This window comes from Streptomyces sp. NPDC002787 (genome assembly GCF_053592095.1).
The window spans coordinates 127,710-144,910 of sequence record NZ_JBSFVC010000003.1 but is presented as its reverse complement, the minus strand read 5'-3'; the positions used below and the strand labels follow the sequence as shown (position 1 = coordinate 144,910).

16 protein-coding genes are annotated in these 17,201 nt (G+C 72.6%); 10 read left to right on the top strand and 6 right to left on the bottom strand.

Annotated features, from left to right (window positions below):
- Positions 1-21: 21 nt before the first annotated feature.
- The 3 genes from ACWD26_RS04740 to ACWD26_RS04730 all read right to left on the bottom strand — a co-directional run bounded on the left by ACWD26_RS04740 (position 22) and on the right by ACWD26_RS04730 (position 2,258).
- Positions 22-318: a type II toxin-antitoxin system VapB family antitoxin gene (locus ACWD26_RS04740; protein WP_003999914.1), complete on the bottom strand. Its 297-nt coding sequence runs from the start codon at positions 316-318 to the stop codon at positions 22-24.
- 354 nt (positions 319-672) lie between these two features.
- A complete protein-coding gene (locus ACWD26_RS04735) occupies positions 673-1,275 on the bottom strand; it encodes an HhH-GPD-type base excision DNA repair protein (protein ID WP_451266194.1) in 603 nt (200 codons plus the stop codon).
- A 188-nt stretch (positions 1,276-1,463) separates the two neighbouring features.
- Entirely contained in the window at positions 1,464-2,258 is a 795-nt protein-coding gene (locus ACWD26_RS04730) for a siderophore-interacting protein (protein WP_451266192.1), read from the bottom strand.
- 79 nt (positions 2,259-2,337) lie between these two features.
- Between ACWD26_RS04730 and ACWD26_RS04725 the strand changes: the two genes are divergently transcribed.
- The 4 genes from ACWD26_RS04725 (at position 2,338) to ACWD26_RS04710 (ending at position 8,131) form a co-directional block, all read left to right on the top strand.
- On the top strand, positions 2,338-4,698 hold the full coding sequence (locus ACWD26_RS04725) for a penicillin acylase family protein (RefSeq protein WP_451266190.1): 2,361 nt from the start codon (positions 2,338-2,340) through the stop codon (positions 4,696-4,698).
- Complete coding sequence (locus ACWD26_RS04720) at positions 4,688-5,299, top strand: GNAT family N-acetyltransferase (protein WP_451266188.1); 612 nt, start codon at positions 4,688-4,690, stop codon at positions 5,297-5,299. Before ACWD26_RS04725 ends, ACWD26_RS04720 begins: the two co-directional genes overlap by 11 nt.
- 142 nt (positions 5,300-5,441) lie before the next feature.
- Complete coding sequence (locus ACWD26_RS04715; protein ID WP_451266186.1) at positions 5,442-5,969, top strand: cupin domain-containing protein; 528 nt, start codon at positions 5,442-5,444, stop codon at positions 5,967-5,969.
- A gap of 317 nt (positions 5,970-6,286) precedes the next feature.
- Positions 6,287-8,131, top strand: coding sequence for a copper resistance CopC/CopD family protein (locus tag ACWD26_RS04710; RefSeq protein WP_451266184.1), 1,845 nt, complete (start codon positions 6,287-6,289; stop codon positions 8,129-8,131).
- A 17-nt stretch (positions 8,132-8,148) separates the two neighbouring features.
- Here ACWD26_RS04710 and ACWD26_RS04705 read toward each other — a convergent pair whose 3' ends face one another.
- Positions 8,149-9,051: a DUF72 domain-containing protein gene (locus tag ACWD26_RS04705; RefSeq protein WP_451266182.1), complete on the bottom strand. Its 903-nt coding sequence runs from the start codon at positions 9,049-9,051 to the stop codon at positions 8,149-8,151.
- A gap of 76 nt (positions 9,052-9,127) precedes the next feature.
- Complete coding sequence (locus tag ACWD26_RS04700; RefSeq protein WP_451266180.1) at positions 9,128-10,096, bottom strand: TauD/TfdA dioxygenase family protein; 969 nt, start codon at positions 10,094-10,096, stop codon at positions 9,128-9,130.
- 222 nt (positions 10,097-10,318) lie between these two features.
- Here ACWD26_RS04700 and ACWD26_RS04695 point away from each other — a divergent pair, with 222 nt between their 5' ends.
- Both ACWD26_RS04695 and ACWD26_RS04690 read left to right on the top strand, forming a co-directional pair.
- Positions 10,319-10,804, top strand: a complete 486-nt coding sequence (locus tag ACWD26_RS04695; RefSeq protein WP_451266178.1) for a hypothetical protein — start codon at positions 10,319-10,321, stop codon at positions 10,802-10,804.
- 84 nt (positions 10,805-10,888) lie between these two features.
- Positions 10,889-11,791: an NAD(P)-dependent oxidoreductase gene (locus ACWD26_RS04690; protein WP_451266176.1), complete on the top strand. Its 903-nt coding sequence runs from the start codon at positions 10,889-10,891 to the stop codon at positions 11,789-11,791.
- 80 nt (positions 11,792-11,871) lie between these two features.
- Here ACWD26_RS04690 and ACWD26_RS04685 read toward each other — a convergent pair whose 3' ends face one another.
- Positions 11,872-12,651, bottom strand: a complete 780-nt coding sequence (locus ACWD26_RS04685) for an IclR family transcriptional regulator (protein WP_451266174.1) — start codon at positions 12,649-12,651, stop codon at positions 11,872-11,874.
- A 72-nt stretch (positions 12,652-12,723) separates the two neighbouring features.
- Here ACWD26_RS04685 and ACWD26_RS04680 point away from each other — a divergent pair, with 72 nt between their 5' ends.
- The 4 genes from ACWD26_RS04680 to ACWD26_RS04665 are packed head-to-tail and all read left to right on the top strand — an operon-like array spanning position 12,724 to position 16,749.
- Entirely contained in the window at positions 12,724-13,899 is a 1,176-nt protein-coding gene (locus tag ACWD26_RS04680) for a cupin domain-containing protein (RefSeq protein ID WP_451266173.1), read from the top strand.
- A complete protein-coding gene (locus ACWD26_RS04675) occupies positions 13,896-14,792 on the top strand; it encodes a fumarylacetoacetate hydrolase family protein (protein WP_451266171.1) in 897 nt (298 codons plus the stop codon). Before ACWD26_RS04680 ends, ACWD26_RS04675 begins: the two co-directional genes overlap by 4 nt.
- Positions 14,789-15,457: a maleylpyruvate isomerase family mycothiol-dependent enzyme gene (locus ACWD26_RS04670; RefSeq protein WP_451266169.1), complete on the top strand. Its 669-nt coding sequence runs from the start codon at positions 14,789-14,791 to the stop codon at positions 15,455-15,457. Before ACWD26_RS04675 ends, ACWD26_RS04670 begins: the two co-directional genes overlap by 4 nt.
- Positions 15,448-16,749: an FAD-dependent monooxygenase gene (locus ACWD26_RS04665; RefSeq protein WP_451266167.1), complete on the top strand. Its 1,302-nt coding sequence runs from the start codon at positions 15,448-15,450 to the stop codon at positions 16,747-16,749. Before ACWD26_RS04670 ends, ACWD26_RS04665 begins: the two co-directional genes overlap by 10 nt.
- Positions 16,750-17,201: the final 452 nt, after the last annotated feature.

Below are 17,201 nucleotides of genomic sequence, written 5' to 3'. Positions count from 1 at the left end.
CGAAAGGGCCAACCGGCGGGGCTAGTCCAGTTCGAGGACGCGGGCGTGGAGCACCTGGCGTTGCTGGAGGGCCGCGCGGACGGCGCGGTGGAGGCCGTCCTCCAGGTACAGATCGCCCTGCCACTTCACCACGTGCGCGAAGAGGTCGCCGTAGAAGGTGGAGTCCTCGGCGAGGAGGGTTTCCAGGTCCAGCTGCCCCTTGGTCGTCACGAGCTGATCGAGGCGGACCGGGCGCGGCGCGACGTCCGCCCACTGCCGGGTGCTTTCCCGGCCGTGGTCGGGGTACGGCCGGCCGTTTCCGATGCGCTTGAAGATCACACGGAAAGCCTACCGGTCGAGACGTTCCGGGCGCAGCCATGGCGACGGAGTGCGACCCCGGAAAAGGTGGGGCAAAGCGGGGCGAAGCGGTAATTCTGTGGAGGTTCGGTGGGTGTTGTGGGGGCTCGGTCGGGGGCTTGCGGGCTCTCCGAGTGTTCCCCGCGTGTTCCCCGCGTGTACGCCACGGGGCTGGTCGCGGCTTCTCCGGGAGGGGGCCCGTGATGTCGGCGGGTGGCCTTCGGCGGGTTGCCGGGAGTTCTCTTGGGGGGCGACGGCTGTTCGCAGGGCCTCGGCGCGGAGGGGCTCGTCGCGTAGTTCCCCGCGCCACTTTCGGGGCGCGGGGCTCTTCGGCGGTTACTTGCCGGAGGCCTTCGCGGCCTTCGCGGCTTTGGCGGCGGCCTTCATTTCTTGTTTGTGGGCGCGGACCTTGGCGAGGGAGTCGGGGCCCTTGATGTCGGCCACGGAGCGGAAGGAGCCGGGATCGCCGTAGGAACCGGCGGCCTCGCGCCATCCGGTGGGCTGGACCTTGAGCTGTTTGCCCAGGAGGGCCAGGAAGATCTGGGCCTTCTGGTGGCCGAAGCCGGGGAGGGACTCCAGGCGGGAGAGCAGCTCCTTGCCGGTCGTCGCGTCCCGCCAGACCCCACTCGCGTCACCGTCGTAACGGTCGACGAGGTACTGGCACAGCTGCTGGATCCGCTTGGCCATGGAGCCCGGGTAACGGTGCACCGCCGGCTTGGCGGAGAGCAGCGCCGCGAAGGACTCCGGGTCCATCGCGGCGATCTCCTGGGCGTCCAGGTCGTCCGCGCCCAGCCGTTGGGCGATGGTCCAGGGGCCTTTGAATGCCCACTCCATCGGCACTTGCTGGTCCAGCAGCATGCCGACCAGTGCGGCGAGCGGGCTGCGGCCGAGAAGCTCGTCCGCCTCGGGGTCCTGGGCGAGGTGCAGGGTGACGTCCATCCCCCGATGATCGCGCGCCGGGAGGTGTGGCGCAGCCCGGCCGCTCGGTCGGCCGGCCATGGGTGACGGGTCAGCGCTGGGGCTCGGTGTCACCCCGGCGCGGGTTGGCGAAGAAGCGCCGCTTGGCCGCCGTGCGGCTCACGCGTGCTGGGGGACCCGTGGGCTGGGGCCAGCGCTGGCGGTCGCGGCTACGGGCGCCAATAGCCCAGCGCGTGCATCCGTTGCTTCGGCAGGCCCAGTTCCTTGCGGAAGTACGCCGACAGGGAACGGGTCGTCACGGTGTCGCAGGCTATCCAGACGTAGGGGTCGGGGGTGTTCTCGAGGAGGGCGGGGGCGTCGGTCTTCACCTGGGCGAGGAGACGGGCACCGGCGTCCTGACGGGGGACCGGGCGGAAGTCGTGACGGGTGGGATCGAGGTGCAGGGGCAGCCCGCCCGCTCCATCGGCTTCGGCCCCCGCCGGCGCTTTGGGTTCCTCGCCGGGACCGGCCTCGGCCCCTGCCGCCGTCTCCCCCGGCGTCTCGAACCAGAGCGTTGCCGGGGACGAGGGGAAGGCATGGAGGAGGGAGTTGATGGCGGGGAGGGACGCGGGGTCACCTATCGCGAGGAGGTGGGTCGGGGTCGGGTCCGGGGCGGTGAAGGCCGTGCCGTGGACCGTGGCCTCGATGGTGTCGCCGGGCTTCGCGGCGCGGGCCCAGTCGCTGGCGTGGCCGTCGTGGAGGGCGAACTCCAGACTGAAGGTCCCGGCGGCCGGGTCGGGGCCGACGAGGGTGTACGCCCGCTGGTGCGGCTTGCCGGCGGCCTGGAACCAGAGGCGTACCCACATCGTCGGGTGGACCCCGGTCGCCGCGAGCATGCCGCCGTCGGTGAGGTGGACCCGGCGGTAGTGCTCGGTGACTTGTTCCGCACCCGTGACCGTGAACACGAAGTCCTTCGCACGGAGCAGTTTGAGGACCGCTCCTTCCCAGCCGTGCCCCTGCCTCATGGCTTCTGCACCCTTCACGTACGCTTTGATCACGGATTGCTTAGGTGAGGCTAACCTAAATCACAGGCGGGGTGCGGGGATGCGGGACATCGGCGGTACGCGAGGGTGCGATCAGGGAGCCATTTTGAGCCACGTGGCATGCGGAACATGCGGGACATATCGTGACGCCTGGGGTATTCCTCACCTCCGCGCAGCCGACGCCCGCGCACTCGCCCGCGCGCAGGGCCGGGTCACCGCCCTCGACCGTGCCTGGCAGCTGGAGGTCGAACGCCACCGTGCCCAGGGCACCTCGGCCGCCTTCCTCGGCGTGGACGCCCTCCCCTGGGACCGGTTCGCGAGACGTGCCCGCCTCGACGACACGGCCCGAAGATGCTTCGCCCGTCTGGAGAGTACGGATCCGGAGACCGCCGACTGGGTCCGCGCGTACGTCGAGGGCGTGAACGAAGGGCTCGTCGAGGGCGGCCGGCGCGCGCCCGAGTTCGAGCGGGTCGGGCTCGTGCCCGGGCGTTGGGAGGCCTGGCATCCGCTCGGCGTCTGGCTCGCCACGCACATCCTGTTCGCCGGGTTCCCCGCCAAGCTCTGGCGCGAGGAGGCCGTCCGGCATCTCGGCGCCGACGCGGTCGGGCTCTTCGCCACCGACGGGCCCGCCACCACCGGCAGCAACGGCTGGCTCGTCGACGGGTCCCGTACGACCACCGGGCAGGCCGTCATCGCCGGTGATCCGCACCGGTTCATCGAGGAACCCGGTGTCTATCAGCAGATCCACCTCTCCTGCCCCGAGTTCGACGTCGTCGGCCTCGCCGTCCCGGGCATGCCCGGCATCGCCCACTTCGGACACACGGGCGACGTGGCCTGGGCGATCACCAACGCCATGGCCGACTACCAGGACCTTTACCGGGAGCGGCTGCGTTTCCGCCGCAAAGGTGACGAGGGTGATGAGGGTGACGGGGGAGCACACGAGGGCGGGCCTGGGCAGGGGCGAGGGGGCGTCGTCGAGGCGCTCGATCCGGACGGGCAGTGGCGGGTCGCGCACCGGCATGTGGAGGTCATCGAGGTCGCGGGTGGGGAGCCCGTCGAGGTGGAGGTGATCGAGACCGCGCGGGGTCCCGTCGTCATCGGGGGATCGGATCCCCACGCCGACCCCGGCCTCGACCCGGGCGCCGACGCCCACCGCGGTGCCGACCCCGACTCCGACTCCGACGCCGTCGGGCCCATCAGCCTCCGCTATCCGCCTCGTGTCACGGAGGATCTCGGGCTCAGCGCGCTGCTTCCCCTCCTCCGGGCCCGTGAAGTCGCCGATGTGGACCGGGCGTTCGATCGGTGGGCCGAGCCCGTGAACGTCGTGCAGGCCGCGGACACGCGGGGCGGGGTGCTGCACCGGGTGGCGGGGCGGGTGCCGGTGCGGAGCCGGGACAACCGGACGCGGATCGTCGCCGCCTGGGAGCCGGGGCACGCGTGGGAGGGGTGGCACGAGACGCCGTACGGGACGGTCGAGGACGGCGTCGCCGTGATGGCCAACCAACGTGGTGCAGCGACCCCGTTGGGTGTGGAGTTCGCCCCGCCGCACCGGGCGGCACGCATCCGCGCGATGCTGGACGAGAAGCGGATGTGGTCGGCCCCGGACATGCCCACGATCCACATGGACACCCATCTCGCCTCCGCCGGGGCCCTGTTGGACCATGTGTCCGCCCTCGCCGGCGACCGCGGGGGCGACGATCGCCCCGAGGGGAGGCCTGCCGACGGACCGGCCCCCCTCACCCCGGCCGCGGCCGGGCTTCGGCGCCGGCTGGTGCGCTGGGATCGGCGGATGGACGCCGACAGTGCCGACGCGGCGGCGTACGCGGCGTTGCGCGGGGCCGTCGTACGGCGGCTCGCGGCGCAGCCCGCCTTCGCGGCGCTGGCCGTACCGCCGGCGTACCCCGAGGTCTTCCGGCCGTGGCTCTCGCTCACCGTCCGGGTCGGCTTCGCGCTCGAACATCTCCTCAGGGCGGAGGAGTTGTACGGGATCGACCGGCCGGCGCTCGTGCGCGAGGCGCTGGAGGAGGTCGCCGGGGCCGAGTCCGCGCGCTGGGGCGACCACCACCGGCTCGTGCCGTGGCGCGCGCTCCCGGACGCCGGCCCGAACGCCCCCTACGACGAGCCCGGGCTGGCCGGTGACCACGACTGCGTGCTCTGCACGTCCGCCGTCCCCGGCCTCACCGACCTCAGCGCTCGCGGGCCCGCCGCCCGGTACGTCTGGGACCTGGCCCGCCGCGAGGACAGCCTCTGGGTGGTGCCGTTCGGTGCGTCCGGCGTCGGCGGCTCGGCCCACCACCGTGACCAGCTTCCCCTCTGGCTCAAGGGAGACCTCGTACCGGTCGTCACCGACTGGGACCGGCTCACCAAGGACGTCGAGAACAGCATCCAGAACGATAATGAGGAGCAGTGCCATGACCGTTGAGCCGTACGGTGGCCGCGTGGCCGTCCACGAGCAGGTGGTCGACGGGTTCGGGACCGTGCGGCTCCTGCCGTTGGACGCGAAGGCCGACGCCGAGGTGGTCCATGGCTGGGTGAGTGAGCCGAGGGCCGAGTTCTGGGGCATGAACGGGCTCTCGCGGGAGCGGGTGCGGGAGATATACGAGCACCTGGGCACGCTCGACACGCACCACGCCTATCTCGCGGTGCACGACGGCGAGCCGGTCGGGCTGTTGCAGACGTACGAGCCGGAGGCCGACCGGGTGAGTGAGTGCTACGAGGTCGAGCCGGGGGACATCGGGGTCCATGTGCTGCTGGCGCCCGCCGGGGCGGCCGGGGGACGGCCGGGGTGGTCCTCCTCGGTGCTGGCGGTCTTCACGTCGTACGTGCTGGTGGGACTGGACCGGCGGCGGGTCGTCGTCGATCCGGACGAGCGGAACGAGAAGGCGATCGCGCGGTTCGCGCGGCAGGGGTTCGAGACCGGGCCGGTCGTCGTGCTGCCGGAGATCGATCTGCCGGATGTGTATCTGCCGGAGAAGCGGGCGCGGTTGGCGTTCCTGCGGAGGGAGCCGTTCCTCGGGCGGTAGGCGGGCAGTGAGCGGGGCGGGGGCGGGCGGACGACCGGTGAACGGCTGGTCGTCCTCGGGCCGGTGGGTTGCCGGTCGTCCTCGGGCCGGTGGGCGGCCGGTCATCCTCCGGCCGGTGGTCGGCGGGCGTAGCCTCGGGCGGGTGACTCCCGAAGACCTCATCGCGCACTACGAGCTGGAGCCCATTCCGCGTGAGGGCGGTCGTTTCCGTCAGACGTGGGCGGGGCCTGAGCGGGGTGACGGGCGGCCGGAGGGGACCGCGATCGTCGCCCTGCTCACCACCGAACCAGGCGACTACTCCGCACTGCACCGGCTGCCCGGCGACGAGATCTGGCACTTCTACCTCGGCGCTCCCCTCCAGATGCTGCTCCTCGCCCCGGACGGCTCCTCACGGGTCGTCGTCCTCGGTCCGGGCGTGCTCGACGGGCAGTACGTGCAGTACGTCGTGCCCGCGGGGACCTGGATGGGGGCGCGGGTCCTCGGCGACGGCCATGGTGATGGAGCCGGGGGTGGCCACGGCGGTGACGGTGGAGGCGCGGGCTGGACGCTGTTCGGGTGCACGATGGCGCCGGGGTTCACCTTCGAGGGGTACGAGCACGGGGACGCCGTGGAGTTGGCGCGGCTGTATCCGGAGCGGGCGGCCCTGATCGGGGAGCTGGGGCGGGCGTAGGTCCGAGGCCGGGCGGGGGCCAGGGGTGTCCGGCGGCACACAGGCGCCCGGGACCGGCGTTGAACGCGGCGTTCCCCGTGTGCGTACCCGTACGAGGAGTCCGAGAGCCGGCGACCGTGGATCCGGAGCACGACGTGGACCGAGGCAGGTACAGGGACCCAGTCAAGGACAGGGGCAGGAGCAGGAGCAGGAGTAGGGACAGGGACGGCGACAGCATCAGAAGCAGAGGCACGAGGCGACATGGCGGAACCGGTGACGGGCCCAGCGGTGGATCCGGACGCCGTCCCCGCGGCCGGGGCCGGGGGGTTCAGCGCCTGGTGCTGCTGGGCACCGTGCTGGTCCTGTTCCTCCTCGGCGGGGCGGGGACCGTGTCCGCGCACGCCGCTCTCAAGGGCAGTGACCCCGCCGACGGAAGTGTCCTCGACGCCGCTCCCCGCGACATCACCCTCCGCTTCACCGAGTCGGTAAGCCTCCTCGAGGACTCCCTCCGCGTCGTCGACCCGGAGAACCGCGCGGTCGAGACCGGCAAGCCGGGGCGCGCGGACGACCGTTCCGACACGGTACGTGTCACCCTTCCCACCGGCCTCGACGACGGCACGTACACGATCGCCTGGCGCGTGGTCTCGGCCGACAGCCACCCCATCTCGGGTGCCCTGATCTTCTCGATCGGCGAGCCCTCCGCGACCTCCGCGGTCCTCCCCGCCGACCTCGCCGAGGACCCGCGCACCGCCTCCCTCTACGACATCACCCGCTACTTCGCGTACGGCGCCCTCGCGCTGCTCATCGGCGTGACCTTCTTCCTGGCGGTCGTGCTCGGGGGCCCGAGCGAGGCGCTGCGCAAGCTGCTGCGGGCGGGCTGGCTGGCGCTGGTGCTCGCCTCGGCGGTTCTGCTGCTGCTCCGCGGACCGTACGAGCGGGGCAGTGGCCTCGGGGCCGCCCTCGACCTGTCCGTCCTGCGCGACACGATGGTGAGCCGGCCGGGACTCGCGCTGCTGGCCCGGCTGGTGCTGCTCGCCGGGGCCGCGTTCCTCCTCGTACGCGTGCGGCGGCAGGAGGTGTGGGGCAAGGGCGCGCTCGTCTGCGGGGCCCTGCTCTCCGTCGGCCTCGCCGGTACCTGGGCCGCCGCCGAGCACGCCTCCGCCGGTATCCAGGTGCCGGTCGCGATGACCTCCTCCGTGCTGCACCTGCTCGCCATGGCCGTCTGGCTGGGCGGGCTGACCGCCCTGCTCACCGTGCTGTACCGGGCGCCGAAGTCCCTGTCGGCCGCTGTGGTCAACCGTTTCTCCCGGCTGGCCTTCGCCTCGGTGGTCGTCCTCGTCGTCACCGGCGTCTACCAGTCCTGGCGCGGCCTCGGCTCCTGGTCCGCCGTCACCACCACGGCGTACGGGGAGGTCCTCGTCGCCAAGCTGGTCGCGGTGGTGCTCCTGCTGGTGGCGGCGGCGTTCTCGCGGCGGTGGACGGGGCGGTTGGGGGCGGTTTCGGGGGAGGCGGCCGTGGCGGCCGAGGCCGCTGAGCCCGCGAAGACCACCGAGCGGGCGGCTGCGGCCGCGGCGGCGCGGATTCCCGAGCGGGTGGGGGCCGCGGGGCGGGTCGCGGATGTGGAGGGCGAGAAGGACGTCCCCTCCGGTCACGTGGAAGCCGACGACACCGACGACGAGGACTCGTCGGCCGATCTGCGGCGTCAGGGGCTCCGGCGGTCCGTGCTCGCGGAGTTCACCGTCGCGGTCGTCGTGCTGGTGATCACCACCGTGCTGACGGGAACCCTTCCGGGCCGGGCGGTGGCGGACGCGAAGGAGCAGGCGAACGGGGCGGCCGGTGACATCACGGCCTCCTCGACGACCGTCCCCTTCGACGTCGGTACCCCGAACGGTCACGGCAAGGTCCAGATCGACCTCGGGCCGGGGCGCGTGGGCAAGAACTCCGTCCAGGCCGTGGTCTTCGGCCCCGACAACGGCATCGCGACCGTCCCCGAACTCCGTCTCACCTTCACCCTCAAGGCCCAGAAGATCGGCCCCATCGACGCCAAGCTCACCGACCGGGGCGGCTACTGGGCCACCGACACCCTCCAACTCCCCCTGCCCGGCAAGTGGACGATGAAGCTCACGGTCCGTACGACGGAGATCGACCAGGTCACGGTGGAGAAGGCGGTCCGGGTGGGTTAGCCGGGCGGCAGGGCTGCCTACCTCGTGTCGAGCACCCGGCGCATGGTCTCCGCCGCCCGTACGGCCGCGTCGGCGCAGCAGTTGTTGAAGAGGACGTGCAGCTCGTCGACCTGTTCGGCGGCTGCGCGCAACCGGGGCGCCCACTCGGCGAGTTCGGGCTCGGAGTAGGCGTACCGGAAGCGGTCCTCCTTGCTGCCGGTGCCCCAGGCGGGGCTGCGCCCGTGGAACCGTACGACGGCCAGCTCGGGCGAGGTGACGGGGGCGAGGGGCGGCAGGGAGGAGCCCAGGTCCCGCGCCATGTCGACCCCTACGGCGATCAGACCGAGCCGGGCCAGTGCCCGCGTCGTACGGTCGGCCTGTTCGCCCCGCCACCACGCGGGGTGCCGGAACTCGACCGAGACGGGCCAGCCGGCCGTACGCCCCGCGCACTCCTCCAGCGTGCGCTCCGCCTCCCGCCCCGGCGTGAACCACGGCGGGAACTGGAAGAGGACCGCGCCCAGTCGGCCGGCCGCCCGCAAGGGTTCGACGGCGTGGGCGAAGCGTTCCCACACCCGGTCCAGTAACTCGGGGTTCCCGTCGCGCCCGTCCGCCCGCATGCCCTCCCGGGTCCTTTCCCGCATGCCCGCCCGCATGCCCTCCCGTAGGTCCTCGGGGAGGGCCGTCGGGCGGGTCGGGTGGCCGGTGAGCAGGGAGAACGCCTTGACGTCGAAACGGAATCCGGGGGGTGTCCGCTCGGCCCAGAGGAGGCTGTTGCGGCGGCTGGGCAGGCCGTAGTAGCTGGAGTCCACCTCGACCACCGGGAACTGCTCGGCGTAGTAACGGAGTCGGGGCTCGGGGTCGCGATGGCCGCGCGGATACCAGCCGCTGGCCAGCAGCGCGCGATCCGTCCAGGAGCAGGTTCCGACGAGTACGTCACCCATGGGGGCCGGTTACCCGAATCCGGGCGCCTCCCACGGCGGTTGGGGGATTCGGTTGCCTGGTTGCCCGGCCGCCGAGTCACTCGCTCCGGTCGTGCAGCGGCGCCCCGCACAGCGACTTCGACGGGGTGCCGTCGACGCCGACGGGCGGGTCCCCGGCGACCATGACGCGGTGCATGATGCGCGGGAAGTCCAGGTGGGCGGTGTCGTTGGGGGCGAGGTGGACGGTGGCGCGGTTGTCCCAGAGGGCCACCGACCCCGGCTCCCAGCGGAAGCGGACCGTGTACTCGGGGCGGGTGATCTGCTCGACGAACATCTCCAGGAGGAGCCGGCTCTCGGCCCGGGTGACGTCGACGATGTTCTCGACGTAGTACGGGTTGACGTACAGGACGCGTTCGCCCGTCTCGGGGTGGACGCGCACGACCGGGTGGACGGACGCGACCTGGTGGTCCTGGAGGTGGCGGAGGTAGGGGTCCGGGCCGGAGCGGGCGAGGTAGCCGACGCCGAGGCGGTGCTCGGCGCGCAGCCCGTCGGCGAACCGGCGTACCGGCTCGGACAGGTGCGCGTAGGCGGTGGCGAGGTTGGCCCAGGTGGTGTCGCCGCCGTACGGGGGCACGCGTTCGGCGCGGAGCAGGGTCAGGGCGGGTGGGTCGATGCGCGCGGTGTGGTCGGCGTGCCAGCCGCGGAGGGTGGAGTGGCGGCGGCGTTCCAGCCATTCGGCCTGGTCCATGCCGTGTTTGCGGCCCAGCTCCTGGCGGTCGGCCGTCGTCTCGATCTCGGGGTGGTCGGGGGGCGAGACCGAGCCCCTCGAACGCGGCCGGATCGGCTCGCCGAAGCGGCGCGCGAACGCGATCTGTCCGGCGTGGTCCAGCTTCTGCTCCCGGAAGAACACGACCTTCCAGCGGAGCAGGGCCGCGCGGATGCCGGCGACGGTCTCGTCGTCGAGAGGACCGGCGAGGTCGACACCGTGGATGTCGGCGCCGATGTGACCGGAGGCGGGGCGCACGTCGAGGCCGCCGGGGGGTCCCGCCGCGTCGGTGGTCGTCATGCCTCACCCTTCACCGTGTCGGTTTATGCAGTTCCCGTGGTCGCCGTGCTCGCCGTGGTCGCCGTATCGGTCGCCTAGGTCGCCTCGGTCGTACTGGTCATGGTCCGGCTTCCGTGCCCGGTCTTCCCCGGTGGGCGCGCGTGCATGCGGGGGGGGTGCCCCTATGTCTTTGGTCAAGGGAAACGGGGTGCGATGGGTCGGCGAGCCGGGCAGCATGGCGGGGTGACCGACCTGCTGTGGGATGACGTGAAGTGCTTCTTCGACCCGGACCTGATGGGGTCGTTGCCGGACGTGCGTGTCCCGAATGCTTCGGTGGAGGACTGGCAGGCGGTCCTCGATCTTGTTGCGGAGAAGGGCTGGAAGTGCCGGTACTCCGAGGGAAGGTCGGTGCTTCCGGTGCCCCGGGCGGAGGCCGTGCTGTCCCGGTCGGCGGATGATGAGTGCCCGGACCTGCGGGTCTGGCCGACGGCCGATGTGTTGGCGATCTTCCGCTTTCATGCCGCCGATGAAGTCGACTTCGACATCGACCTGCGGGAGTTGCAGGGACAGGAGCGACTTGATGTGTTCTGCGGCTTCCTTGGGGAGATCGGGCGGCGGTTGGGCAGGCCGGTGCTGATGGATCCGGAGGGCGACTTTGGCCATCCGGTGCTCGGCTTCGATGTCGAGGCTGATCGCGTCGTTGTCCTCGCGGATCCGCTGGTCAGGTGACCCCCACCCGGTGTCGTACCGCCCCCGCGCCCTCCCCCGGCTGCGAGACTGCCAACGCTCTGTACGCGGCAGGAAGTTGACGTCATGACCGACAAGCTCACCGTAAGTGTCCTGGGTACCGGCATCATGGGGGCCGCGATGGCCCGTAGCCTCGTGCGTGCCGGTCTCGCCGTACGGGTGTGGAACCGTACCCGGGAGAAGGCCGAGCCGCTCGGCGCCGACGGTGCGGAGATCGCCGGGAGTCCGGCCGAGGCCGTACGGGGTGCCGATGTGGTGCTCACCATGCTGTACGACGGGGCCGCCGCCCTGGACGTGATGCGTGAGGCGGCGCCCGCGTTGAGCCCCGGCACGGTGTGGGTGCAGTCCACCACGGCCGGTGTCGAGGCCGTCGCTGAGCTGGCCGCGCTCGCCGGTGAGCACGGGCTGCTCTTCTACGACGCCCCCGTCCTCGGCACCCGGCAGCCCGCCGAGGCCGGGCAGCTGACCGTGCTGGCCGCCGGGCCGGTCGAGGGGCGGGGCACGGTGACCCCCGTCTTCGACGCCGTCGGCGCCCGTACCGTCTGGACCGGTGAGGACGGCGCGGCGGGCACCGCCACCCGGCTCAAGCTCGTGGCCAACAGCTGGGTGCTGGCCGCGACCAACGCGGCCGGTGAGGTCCTAGCCCTGTCCAAGGCCCTCGACGTCGACCCGCGGTCCTTCTTCGAGATCATCGAGGGCGGCCCCCTCGACATGGGCTATCTGCGCGCCAAGTCCGCCCTCGTCCTCGACGGAAAACTCTCCCCGGCCTCCTTCGCCGTCGCCACCGCCGCCAAGGACGCCCGCCTCATCGTCGAGGCCGGCGAGCGGCACGGCGTACGCCTCGACGTGGCCGCCGCCGGCGCCGACCGTCTCGCCCGCGCCGCCGCGCAGGGGCACGCCGACGAGGACATGGCCGCCGCGTACTTCGCCAGCTTCGACGAGACCACCGGTGCCGACGCAGACGCCTAGCGGGGGCACGCGGGTGATGCCCGCCCCCGCGGGCACCGCCGCGCGAACGAACGCTCAGCGGTCTGCCTCAGCGGTCTGCCTCAGCGGTCTGCCTCGGCGATCGCCCTGGAGATCGCCTCCGCCGCCGTGGTCAGCGCGGTGACGACCTCCTTCAGGCGGCCGGGTGAGTGGCGGACGCTCGGCATCGAGACCGAGACGGCCGCGACGGTGCGGCCGTCGGCGTCGGTGACGCCCCGGCCGACGGCGACCACGCCGCGTTCGGACCGTTCGAGGTTGAGGGCCACACCGCTTTGCCGGACCGCGCGGAGCTCGGCGCGCAGCTTGGGCAGGTCGGGGCGTTCCTCGGCGGGGTCGGCCGGGGCGGGCGCGTAGAGGGCGGTGAGCTCGTCGTCGGTGAGGGCGGCCAGGGCGATGAGGCCGCCGGTCACCTGGTGGGCGGGGAAGACCATGCCCTCGCGGTTGCCGACCCGTAGCGCCCGCGAGCACTCGACCGAGGCGATGAACCGTACGGTCCGGCCGGTGCGGATGGTGAGGTTCGCGGTCTCGTCGAGGGTGTCGACGAGGGTGCGCAGCGGGCCGAGGGCGGCGGACCGCAGGGCCGTGACGTCCGACTGCGCCCGGTCGGCGATCTCCAGGACGGGGCCCGCGCGGTAGGTGCGGTCGTCCTCGTTCTGCACGGCGAAGTCCCGGTAGACGAGCGTCGACAGCAGCCGGTGGGCGGTCGACCGGGCCACCCCGAGCCGCTCGGCCGCCTCGGAGACCGTGATCGGGCCCTCCACCTGAAGGATCACCGCGAGCTGCAGCGCGTGATCCACGCTGGTGACGCCGTACGTGGGCGGGTTCTTCATGGGCTTGGCCACGCCGATCGACCTCCTGTTCCGCTGTGCAGAATCTACTGTTCTCCGGTCGGCCGGGCGGCGCACCGTTCCCGTATGACCGATACCGACATGGAGCCGCGCGCCGGTTCGCCCGTCTCGCTCACCGCCGAGGACCTGCCGGATCAGCCGCCCGTCACCCCGGAGCTGGAGGATCTGTACCGGGGCTTCGAGAAGGCCCTGCTGGTGCCGCTGTGGACGCGGATCGGCGATCTGATGCCGCCCCATCCCCGGTCGAAGGCCCAGCCGCACCGCTGGGAGTGGCGGACGCTGCTGGACCTGGCGGGCCGGTCCGGTGACCTCGTGCCGGTCGGGCGGGGCGGGGAGCGGCGCGCGATCGCGCTCGCCAACCCGAGCCTGGGCGGCCGGCCGTACGCCACCCCGACGCTGTGGGCCGCCATCCAGTACCTGATGCCGGGCGAGAACGCGCCCGAGCACCGCCACACCCAGAACGCCTTCCGCTTCGTCGTCGAGGGGGAGGGCGTGTGGACGGTCGTCGAGCGCGATCCGGTGCCCATGCGGCGCGGCGACTTCCTGCCGCAGGCCGGCCTCAACTGGCACGCCCACCACAACGCGGCCGACGAGCCGATGGCCTGGATCGACGGCCTCGACATCCCCTTCCAGTACGACGTCGAGGCGCAGTTCTTCGACTTCGGGCGGGAGGAGCTGTCGGAGGAGGAACACCAGGCCCCCGGCCGTTCCCGCTCGGAGCGGCTCTGGGGCCACCCCGGGCTGGCCCCGGTCTCGCAGCTCGGGCCCCGGTCCGAGGCCGGTACGGGCACCCCGCTGCTGCGCTACCCCTGGGCCGCCACCGACGCCGCCCTCGCCGACCAGCTGGATCTGGAACGCGCCGGCCACCCCGGCACCGTCGAGCCCGGACATGCCCTGGTCCGCTACACCGACCCCACCACCGGCCGGGACGTCCTGCCGACCATCCGCGCCCAGTTCCACCGGATCAGCAGCGGTACGCAGACGGCTCCGCGCCGGGAGACGGGGTCCTCGGTCTACCAGGTGTTCGACGGGTCGGGCCGGGTGACCGTCGGCGACTTCTCCTGGTCCGTCCAGCGCGGCGACCTCTTCGTCGTCCCCTCCTGGGCGCCCCTCTCGATCCGCTCCGAGGCGTCCCGGTCCGACTCCGACTCCGGCGCCCTCGACCTGTTCCAGTTCGGCGACGCGCCGATCTTCACCAAACTCAACCTGTTCCGCAGCCATGTAGAGGAGAGCCAGGCGTGAAGCTCGCCACCATCCGTATCGGGGACGCCGGGAGCGCTGGGAGCGCTGGGAGCATCAGTAGTGCTTCGAGTACCGCCCCTGATGCCGGTACCACCGCCGTCCGCGTCGAAGGCGACTCCCTGATCGACCTCGGCCTGCCCGACGTGGGCGCCGTCCTCGCCGCGCCCGGCGGGCTCGCGGCCGCCGCCACCGCCGACAGCCCCCGTCACCCCTTGGCCGGTGCCGTGTTCGCCCCGCTCGTGCCGCGCCCCACCAAGGTGGTGTGCGTCGGCCTGAACTACCGGAACCACATCAAGGAGATGGGCCGCGACCTCCCCGAACATCCCACCCTGTTCAGCAAGTTCGCGGACACGCTCATCGGTGCCCGGGACGACATCCGCCGCCCCGCCGAGACCGAGCAGTTCGACTGGGAGGCCGAACTGGCGGTCGTCATCGGCCGACCGGTCCGGCGCGCGGACGAGGCGGAGGCGGCCGCCGCCATCGCCGGGTTCACCGTGCTGAACGACATCACCTGCCGCGACTGGCAGTTCCGCACCCGCGAATGGCTCCAGGGCAAGAACTGGGACGCCACGACCCCCGTCGGGCCCTACCTCGTCACCACCGACGAGGCCGGCGGCCCCCGCCCCGCGCTCGACATCAGCTGCACGGTCAACGGCCGCCTGATGCAGCGGGACAACACCGGAGACCTGCTCTTCGACCCGGTCGACCTCGTCCGCTACGTCTCCACGATGATCCGCCTCAACCCCGGCGACCTCATCGCCACGGGCACCCCGGGCGGCGTCGGCCACGCCCGCAAGCCCCCGGTGTTCCTCAATCCCGGTGACACCGTGATCACCGAGATCGAGGGCCTGGGCCGCCTGGAGAACCGCGTGGTCCCGGACGGCTCGCGATGAGGACCGGTGAGAAGGGGCAGGCCAGGGAGCTCCGCACCACGCTCGCCTGGGTCGACGAGGGCACCGCCCTCTGCCGCAAGGTCCTCGCCGGCTTCGACGACACGTCGTACGGCGCCCCCTCGGCCCTCCCCGGCTGGACCCGCGGGCACCTGGTCGCCCATCTGGCCGGGAACGCCGAGGCCCTCGGTAACCTCGTGCACTGGGCGCGCACCGGCGAACCCACGCCCATGTACACGTCCCCCGGGCAGCGCGACGCGGACATCGAGGCGGGCGCCCGGCTCCCCGGCGCCCGGCTCACCGCCCGCTTCGAGGAGTCCGCGCGGACGCTGGCCGACGCGATGGCCGCGCTCACCGGGGAACAGTGGCGGGCGGAGGTGGTCACGGCCCAGGGCCGTACCGTGCCGGCGAGCGAGATCCCGTGGCTGCGTGCCCGGGAGGTCCTGGTCCACGCCGTCGACCTCGACAGCGGCGTGCGGTTCGCCGACCTGCCGACGGATTTCCGCGCCGCACTCCGCGTCGACATCCTCGCCAGGCGCGGTGAGTCCGCCGTCCCCAGCGTCCACGGCACCCCGGCCGAGGTCACCGCGTACCTCGCCGGCCGCCCGTACGAGGGCGTCACGACAGCGGACGGCGCCCCGGCCGCACCGCTGCCGCCATGGCTGTGAGCCCTGTGACCAGCCCTGCGACCAGCCTGACCAGCCCTGTGGCCACATGGCCGGAAGGGCGCCCCGACGTCCTCGTGGTCGGGGGCGGCATCGGCGGCCTCTCCGCCGCCCTCGCCCTCGCCCGCAAGGGGCTGGGGGTACGGCTCTACGAACGGTCCACCGAGTTCGGCGAGGTCGGTGCAGGCCTCCAACTGGCCCCCAACTGCACCCGCGTTCTCGACGCGTACGGCCTCCTCGACGAGGCCGTCCCGCTCGGGGTGCTCCCCGAGCACATCCTCATGAAGGACGCGGTCGACGCCGGCGAGCTGACCCGCCTGGACCTCACCGACCTCGAACGCCGTTACGGCTTCCCCTACTTGGTGATCCACCGCAGCGACCTCCACGGCCTCCTCCTGCGCGCCTGCCACCGTCTGGGCGTCGACCTGGTGACGGGCGCGCACTGTGTCGCGTACGAGAACGTCGACGGCGGTGCCCGCGTGGCGTTCGCCGACGGCCGCACCGACGAGGCCGACGCGGTCGTCGCCGCCGACGGGCTGCACTCGGTGGCGCGACGGCTCCTCGTGCACGACGAGCCCGTCAACTCCGCGTACGTCGCCTACCGGGCGGCGCTCCCCGTCGAGGAGGTGCGCGGCAACGGCGTACACGAGAAGGACGTGGTGGTGTACGTCGGGCCGCGCTGCCACTTCGTGCAGTACCCGCTGCGGGGCGGCCGGATGTTCAACCAGGTCGCCGTCTTCGAGTCGCCCAAGGCGCTGGCGGGTGAGGCGGACTGGGGCACCCCCGAGGAACTGGACCGCGCCTTCGACGGCATGTGCGCCCCGATCCGGCGGGGCCTGCCCCTGATGTGGCGCGACCGGCGCTGGCGCATGTTCGACCGCGACCCGATCACCACCTGGGTCACCGGCCGCATCGCCCTCCTCGGCGACGCCGCCCATCCCCCGCTGCAGTACCTGGCCCAGGGCGCCGTCATGGCCGTCGAGGACGGCTGGGCCCTGGCGGAACACGCCTCCACGCGAACCGACTTGTCCGGCACCGTCGACTGGGACGGCGCCCTGGCCGCCTACGAGGCCGTACGCGCGGAGCACTGCCGCCGCGTCATCACCACGGCCCGCGCCTGGGGCGACCTCTGGCACCACGACGGCCCCGAGCGCCTCCAGCGCAACGCCCTGCTCCGCTCCCGCGACCCCTACGACTACACGTACACGGACTGGCTCTACGGCCCCACAGCCCTGACCCCCGACCAGGAACCGCCCCTGTACCCGACGGTCCCGCTGGCCTCGGTACGGGCCTGATTCGGGCCGGGGGCCGCGATGACCGGCGGGCCACGGGGCCGGGCCGGGGGGCGAGGTGCGGCCCGACATCCCGACAGGGGCAGCACTGAGGCTCGGTCGGTGCTCTCTCGGACCTGGTCGCGGGCGCTCTCTTTGAGGCCTGGTCGGTCCTGCGCTCTCTGGGTCTGGTGGGTGTCGGCTTTTCTTGGGCCCGGTGGGCTCCGCCCTCTGTCAAGCCCGGCCGGTCCTGCTCCGTCTCAGGCCAGGGCTGGCGGCGCTCCGTCTCGGGCCCGATCAGTCGTGCTGCTTCTCAGGCCCGGTGGGCCGTGCCCCCTCTCAGGCCCGGTTGGCTGCGTCCCTCCTCGGGCCTGGTCGTCGGCGCTCTCTTTGAGGCCTGGTCGGTCCTGCGCTCTCTGGGTCTGGTGGGTGTCGGCTTTTCTTGGGCCCGGTGGGCTCCGCCCTCTGTCAAGCCC